Source organism: Acetatifactor sp., assembly GCF_982438285.1.
The window spans coordinates 1-5,345 of sequence record NZ_CEWDFQ010000214.1; the positions used below are offsets into that span (position 1 = coordinate 1).

Below are 5,345 nucleotides of genomic sequence, written 5' to 3' on the forward strand. Positions count from 1 at the left end.
ATTATGTATATTTTTCAGATATTTCTCACAGTGGGAGGCGGCATCAAGTTTATTCCGCTCACAGGAGTCACATTGCCCTTTATCAGCTATGGTGGAAGCTCTGTCATGACGACTATGATTATGTTTTTTATTATTCAGGGTATTTATATCCGCCTGAAGAAAGAAGGAGGAAGGCGAAATGGCGCAGCAGAAAGAAGATAAGGCCGCAAAAGAAAAAAGGCTTTCGGGTTCCTCCCGCACCTTGGGACATTTTGGGGGCAACAAAAGGGAAATCATGCTTTCCGCAGGATTATTTTTTACATTATTTCTGGGAATGCTGGGATATCTTTTATATTTTACGGCTACCAGCAAGCAGGATATGATCAATAACAGCTATAATTCCAGACAGGAGCTGCTTCTTTCTCAAAATTACCGGGGAACTATCTATTCCCGGGACGGGGACGTGCTGGCGGAGACGGTTTTGAATGGAAACCAGGAGGAAACCAGGGTTTATCCCTATGAAAACCTGTTTTCCCATATTGTGGGCTATTCCACCCAGGGCCGGATGGGTGTGGAGGCTTTGGCCAATTATTATCTGATCAATACGAATATATCCCTTGCCAGCAAAGCGGCAAACGATATTGCAGGGAAGAAGAATCCCGGAGATAATGTATATACTACTCTTGATGTGGAAATTCAGCAGACTGCAGATGAGCAGCTTAGCATTTACCGGGGCGCCATTGTGGTGACGGAGGTAAGGACGGGAAAAATCCTGGCCTTGGTGTCACATCCTGATTTTGATCCCAATGAGATACAGGATATCTGGGACGATCTGGTAAACGACTCTTCCAGCACGGTGCTTTTAAACAGAGCCACCCAGGGGCTCTATCCCCCGGGCTCTACCTTTAAAATTGTCACGGCATTGGAATATATCCGGGAAAATCTGGACACCTATAATCAATATTCCTTTCAGTGCACCGGCTCCTATCAGCGGGACGGAAGCCGGATCAGCTGCTACCATGGCAGCGTTCACGGGCTGGTGGATTTTCAGGCGTCCTTTGCCAAATCCTGTAATTCCTCCTTTGCAAATATCGGAATGGGACTTGACCGCAGTGCCTTTGAGGAAACCCTGGAGAGCCTTCTGTTTAACCGGGAGCTGCCCTTAACCCTCAGCTATTCCCAAAGCTCTGTGCTGGTGTCTGATGATATGTCATCGGCGGAAATGATGCAGACCTCCATCGGACAGGGGAAAACCCAGATCACGCCCATCCATTTAAACATGATCACCAGCGCCATTGCAGGTGACGGCATTTTATACAAGCCTTATGTAGTGGACCGGGTGGAAAGCGCTGAGGGAAAGGTGGTAAAAAGCTTCCAGCCAGACAGCTATGGGAGATTGATGTCTCAGGAAGAAGCCGGCCTTTTAAAGGAGCTGATGACTGCTGTGGTGGAAGAGGGAACCGCCTCTAAGCTTTCCGGCCTGCAATATACGGCGGCAGGAAAAACCGGCTCCGCCGAATACGGCACTGTAAAGGGAAACAGTCATGCCTGGTTTACCGGCTTTGCCCCTGCAGAGGACCCGGAGGTCTGCGTGACCATAATCGTGGAGGGGGCAGGTTCGGGAGGAGACTATGCGGTGCCCATTGCAAAGCGTATATTTGATACCTATTTCAGTGAAAAATACACCAGTCAGGAGGAATTGCAATGATAGAAGCAACAAGCTGCGGCGGTGTGGTGATTTTTCGTGGAAAGATTTTGCTCCTGTATAAGAATTATAAAAACAAATATGAGGGCTGGGTTCTGCCAAAGGGAACGGTAGAACAGGGAGAGGCGTACAAGGAGACTGCCCTGCGGGAGGTGCTGGAGGAATCGGGAGCCAGGGCTTCCATTGTGAAGTATATCGGGAAAAGCGAATATTCCTTTTCCGTGCCGGAGGATACTGTGGAAAAGGAGGTACACTGGTATCTGATGATGGCCGACAGCTATTACAGCAGGCCGCAGAGAGAAGAATATTTTGTGGATTCGGGTTTTTACAAATATCATGAAGCCTATCATTTGTTAAAGTTTGCAAATGAAAAACAGATTCTGGAAAAAGCTTACAGCGAGTATCAGGAATTGAAAAAAAATAACCTATGGGGCAGCCGGAAAAGCTTTTAAAACTTCCGGCTGCCATTTTCGTAAAATTGTTTTTGATTACAAACTGCATTTTCTGTGATATACTGTTTGGGAAAGCAACAGGGAAATTTTTGACAGGGAAATAAATATGGTGAGAAAGCTGCAGTTTTCTTCCAAACTGTATCTGGGAGAAAGCATGAATGCCGTAAAATTGGATAAAATAAAGAAAAAGCTGTGTCATAAGCCGCTCCTTGCAGGGGTTTATGTGATTGTGTTGTCCAAAAATTCCAAAGATCAGCTGGAGATTTATGACGCAAGGCAGCTGGCTCAGCGCTATTACGCCAAATATCCGCCTTTCATTATCGGCATTGCCTCCGATTATAAAGAGGCGGTCAAGGTGCTTGAACAGATTGTGCAGGAATGTCTCAAAGAGCGGGGAGACTGCAGGCTGAAGGAGTTTTTATTATGTTAGCCCTACTACTGAAAATATTAAGCGTATTGGGAATCATCCTTCTGCTTGTGCTTTGTGTTTTGCTGCTTTTTCTTCTGCTTGTATTGTTTTTCCCGGTTTCCTATCAGATACAGGGAAAGCGCAGGGGCAGCGAAACGTATCTTTGCGTGAAAGGAAGGTGGCTGTTCGGGGTCCTCAGGCTGGCAGCGGCCTATCCGGAGCCTGGGAGCCTGAAGGTAAAGCTACTGTGGATTACTTTGTTTGACTCCGCTTCTGGGACAAAGGACAAAGCCTCCGGGACGGGAAAGAAAGAGAAGAAAACGGCAGCTGAAAAAGCAGTGCAGACCAAAGAAAGGGAGAAATACCCACAGGCAGAATCTCATTCTGAAAAATCCGCTGATAAGGAAGCGCCTGAGGGAGACTTCTCTTTGGAGGAACACTCCACAGAGAAGTCCTTTGAATCCTTTGCGGAAAAGCTCCAGGGATTTATTTTGGCAAAATATGAGAAGATTCTGTACACATTTCAGGGGTTCTATGATAAAATAAAGCATATTTGGGAAAATATATCTTATTACAAAGCAATTTTACAGGAGAAGGACACCAGGCTTTTGCTGGCCCATTTCAGGAAGCGGGCGGGAAAAATTTTAAAAGCGGTAAAGCCCCGCAGAATGAAGGCCGATATTCTGTTTGGAACCGGTTCCCCGGACACTACTGGATACGTCTTTGGAATCTATGGAATGCTTTCCCCGCATCTTGGAAAAGATGTAGCTGTTACCGCAGATTTTGGTCAGGCGGTCTTAGAGGGAGAATTATCAGCCGCAGGCCGCATCACCACATTCTGCATTCTGCACAACGGGCTTCTTCTGGCAATGGATAAGAGGCTTTGGTTACTGATAGAGAAATTAAAGGCAGGGAGGACGAAAAATGGCAGATAAGGATAATCAATTTCAGGGAGTGGTAGAATCTCTTCTCAGAGGGATGGATACCGTGCTTTCCACAAAAACAGTGGTGGGAGAGGCTACTCAGGTAGGAGACACCATCATCCTGCCCCTTGTAGATGTGACATTCGGCGTGGGAGCAGGCGCGGGAAATAACGGACAGAAGAATTCCGCTTCAGGAGCCGGCGGGCTCGGCGGGAAAATGACCCCAAGCGCAGTGCTGGTCATAAAAAACGGCTATACCAAGCTGGTAAATATCAAGAATCAGGATACGATGACAAAAATTCTGGATATGATTCCGGATCTTGTGGACAAGTTTACCAAACCCAAAGAGGAGGGTGAAATGTCCGATGCGGAAGTTGTGGATATTGCTTTTCCCGATGACCAGGAATCTGAGGGCAGTGTGAAAACGGAATAATCCCGCATCTTTTGTGTGCAGACGCATAGAATAGAGTGAGATAAGAAATAGTTGGATAGCATGTCATCAAATATAAAAAAAATAATCGGGTTGATCGCTTTTTTTATCGCAATCGGCATGTTGTTGATGATTATCGTCCACAATCGCCTGATCGGTTTAATTCTCATTGCTCTGTTACTGTTTGCGGGGTATAATTGCTTCTGTGATGATTAAGAGGTTGGACTGATGATTGATTGGGAAGAAATAATCAAGGCAGAGAGTGTAGAGGAACTGAGAGAAGCCAAGCTTTGGCTTTTTCAGGAAAATATGCGGCTGGAAAATCTAAACCGCCGCATGATGCAGGAGAAGAAACGCCTGAAGGAGGAAAATCTGTTTTTTGAAAAGAAGCTTGCAATTTTGCAGGACGGCTTCCGTCAGCTGGAAGAGGACAGGCGCTGCCTGGACAGGGAACGTCAGATGTTTGACAGGGAGAAAATGGAACGGGACAGGATGTTTTACAGGCAGAGGCAGGACGAGCCCCGGCTGTCAGGTGATAATGTTGCCCAGGCGCTGTTCCGCAATGTAAAAAATAATCCACTTGCGCTCCGTAAGCGGTACAAAGACCTGGTGAAGATTTTTCACCCGGACAACCTGTTTGGGGATGAAGAATTGATCCAGCTGATTAACAGAGAATTTTCCAGACGAAGAAGAGAAGAATAAAAAAGCAGGAGTGATTTTTCACTTCCTGCCTGTTCCATTCACAAAAGGATGTCCGCAAAGCGTGACATCCATTGTTTTTTCATGCTTAGGCTCTCTCTACCAGACCGGCTCTCAAGCATCTGGTGCAGACGTGCAATTTCTTTGTTCCGCCGTTGACCTTGCATTTAACATTTTTTACGTTGGCCTTCCAAACTGCATTGGTTCTTCTATGAGAATGGCTTACATTATTTCCGAAATGAACGCCCTTACCACAAACATCACACTTAGCCATCTTGACACCTCCTCAACATTTGCGCATGGGTCACGCTTACTTTACTTGCTTGCACAACTTATATTGATACAAATTCACAACATTGATATCTTAACAGAAAAGCACAGGAAAAGCAAGGGGGAAAAATCTTTTTTTTTTCAATTTTTGGAATTTTTAGTTTCTTTTTTTGGGGAAAGCTGTTAGAATACAATATATATGTCTGAAATCAATAAGGAGGTTCAATATGAAAGGTTCTTCTATGAATACCCATCTGGGCAGCATTGTGGTGGACAATGAAGTGATCGCCCAGTATGCAGGCAGTGTGGCAGTAGAATGTTTTGGCATTGTAGGTATGGCTGGCGTGAATGTGAAGGACGGTCTTGTCCGTCTGCTGAAAAGAGACAGCATCACCAGAGGAATCAGCGTATCTATTAACAATAACAAACTGATTTTGGATTTCCATGTAATTGTGGCTTACGGCGTCAGCATTTTGGC

General features: G+C 45.7%; 9 protein-coding genes. 8 read left to right on the forward strand and 1 reads right to left on the reverse strand.

The genetic code is table 11. The features are described 5' to 3' along the window. From AC1WIP_RS10710 to AC1WIP_RS10740, 7 genes are all read left to right on the forward strand, one after another. A partial coding sequence (locus AC1WIP_RS10710) for an FtsW/RodA/SpoVE family cell cycle protein (RefSeq protein ID WP_481141820.1) occupies positions 1-201 on the forward strand: 201 nt, incomplete at its 5' end. Then, a complete protein-coding gene (locus AC1WIP_RS10715) occupies positions 179-1,687 on the forward strand; it encodes a peptidoglycan D,D-transpeptidase FtsI family protein (RefSeq protein WP_481141821.1) in 1,509 nt (502 codons plus the stop codon). The genes AC1WIP_RS10710 and AC1WIP_RS10715, both read left to right, overlap by 23 nt. Beyond that, positions 1,684-2,136, forward strand: coding sequence for an NUDIX hydrolase (locus AC1WIP_RS10720; RefSeq protein WP_318704221.1), 453 nt, complete (start codon positions 1,684-1,686; stop codon positions 2,134-2,136). Before AC1WIP_RS10715 ends, AC1WIP_RS10720 begins: the two co-directional genes overlap by 4 nt. Positions 2,137-2,242: 106 nt before the next feature. Continuing rightward, on the forward strand, positions 2,243-2,566 hold the full coding sequence (locus tag AC1WIP_RS10725; RefSeq protein WP_481141822.1) for a hypothetical protein: 324 nt from the start codon (positions 2,243-2,245) through the stop codon (positions 2,564-2,566). After that, positions 2,560-3,480 (forward strand): hypothetical protein, encoded by a 921-nt coding sequence (locus AC1WIP_RS10730; protein WP_481141823.1) that lies wholly within the window; start codon positions 2,560-2,562, stop codon positions 3,478-3,480. Before AC1WIP_RS10725 ends, AC1WIP_RS10730 begins: the two co-directional genes overlap by 7 nt. Further along, complete coding sequence (locus AC1WIP_RS10735; protein WP_481141824.1) at positions 3,470-3,901, forward strand: GerW family sporulation protein; 432 nt, start codon at positions 3,470-3,472, stop codon at positions 3,899-3,901. The genes AC1WIP_RS10730 and AC1WIP_RS10735 overlap by 11 nt, the downstream gene beginning before the upstream one ends. A gap of 225 nt (positions 3,902-4,126) precedes the next feature. Continuing rightward, positions 4,127-4,600 carry a hypothetical protein gene (locus AC1WIP_RS10740; RefSeq protein ID WP_481141825.1) on the forward strand — a complete coding sequence of 158 codons (474 nt, stop codon included), beginning with the start codon at positions 4,127-4,129 and terminating at the stop codon, positions 4,598-4,600. 85 nt (positions 4,601-4,685) lie between these two features. Here AC1WIP_RS10740 and rpmB read toward each other — a convergent pair whose 3' ends face one another. Continuing rightward, entirely contained in the window at positions 4,686-4,871 is a 186-nt protein-coding gene (rpmB, locus tag AC1WIP_RS10745) for a 50S ribosomal protein L28 (RefSeq protein WP_318704227.1), read from the reverse strand. A 223-nt stretch (positions 4,872-5,094) separates the two neighbouring features. Between rpmB and AC1WIP_RS10750 the strand changes: the two genes are divergently transcribed. After that, on the forward strand, positions 5,095-5,345 hold a 251-nt coding region (locus AC1WIP_RS10750), incomplete at its 3' end, for an Asp23/Gls24 family envelope stress response protein (protein WP_481141826.1).

Coding starts and splice junctions, on each gene's coding strand:
- AC1WIP_RS10730 (WP_481141823.1), top strand. CDS start 2,560: ATGTTAGCCCTACTACTGAAAATATTAAGCGTATTGGGAATCATCCTT.
- AC1WIP_RS10720 (WP_318704221.1), top strand. CDS start 1,684: ATGATAGAAGCAACAAGCTGCGGCGGTGTGGTGATTTTTCGTGGAAAG.
- AC1WIP_RS10725 (WP_481141822.1), top strand. CDS start 2,243: ATGGTGAGAAAGCTGCAGTTTTCTTCCAAACTGTATCTGGGAGAAAGC.
- rpmB (WP_318704227.1), bottom strand. CDS start 4,871: ATGGCTAAGTGTGATGTTTGTGGTAAGGGCGTTCATTTCGGAAATAAT.
- AC1WIP_RS10740 (WP_481141825.1), top strand. CDS start 4,127: ATGATTGATTGGGAAGAAATAATCAAGGCAGAGAGTGTAGAGGAACTG.
- AC1WIP_RS10735 (WP_481141824.1), top strand. CDS start 3,470: ATGGCAGATAAGGATAATCAATTTCAGGGAGTGGTAGAATCTCTTCTC.
- AC1WIP_RS10715 (WP_481141821.1), top strand. CDS start 179: ATGGCGCAGCAGAAAGAAGATAAGGCCGCAAAAGAAAAAAGGCTTTCG.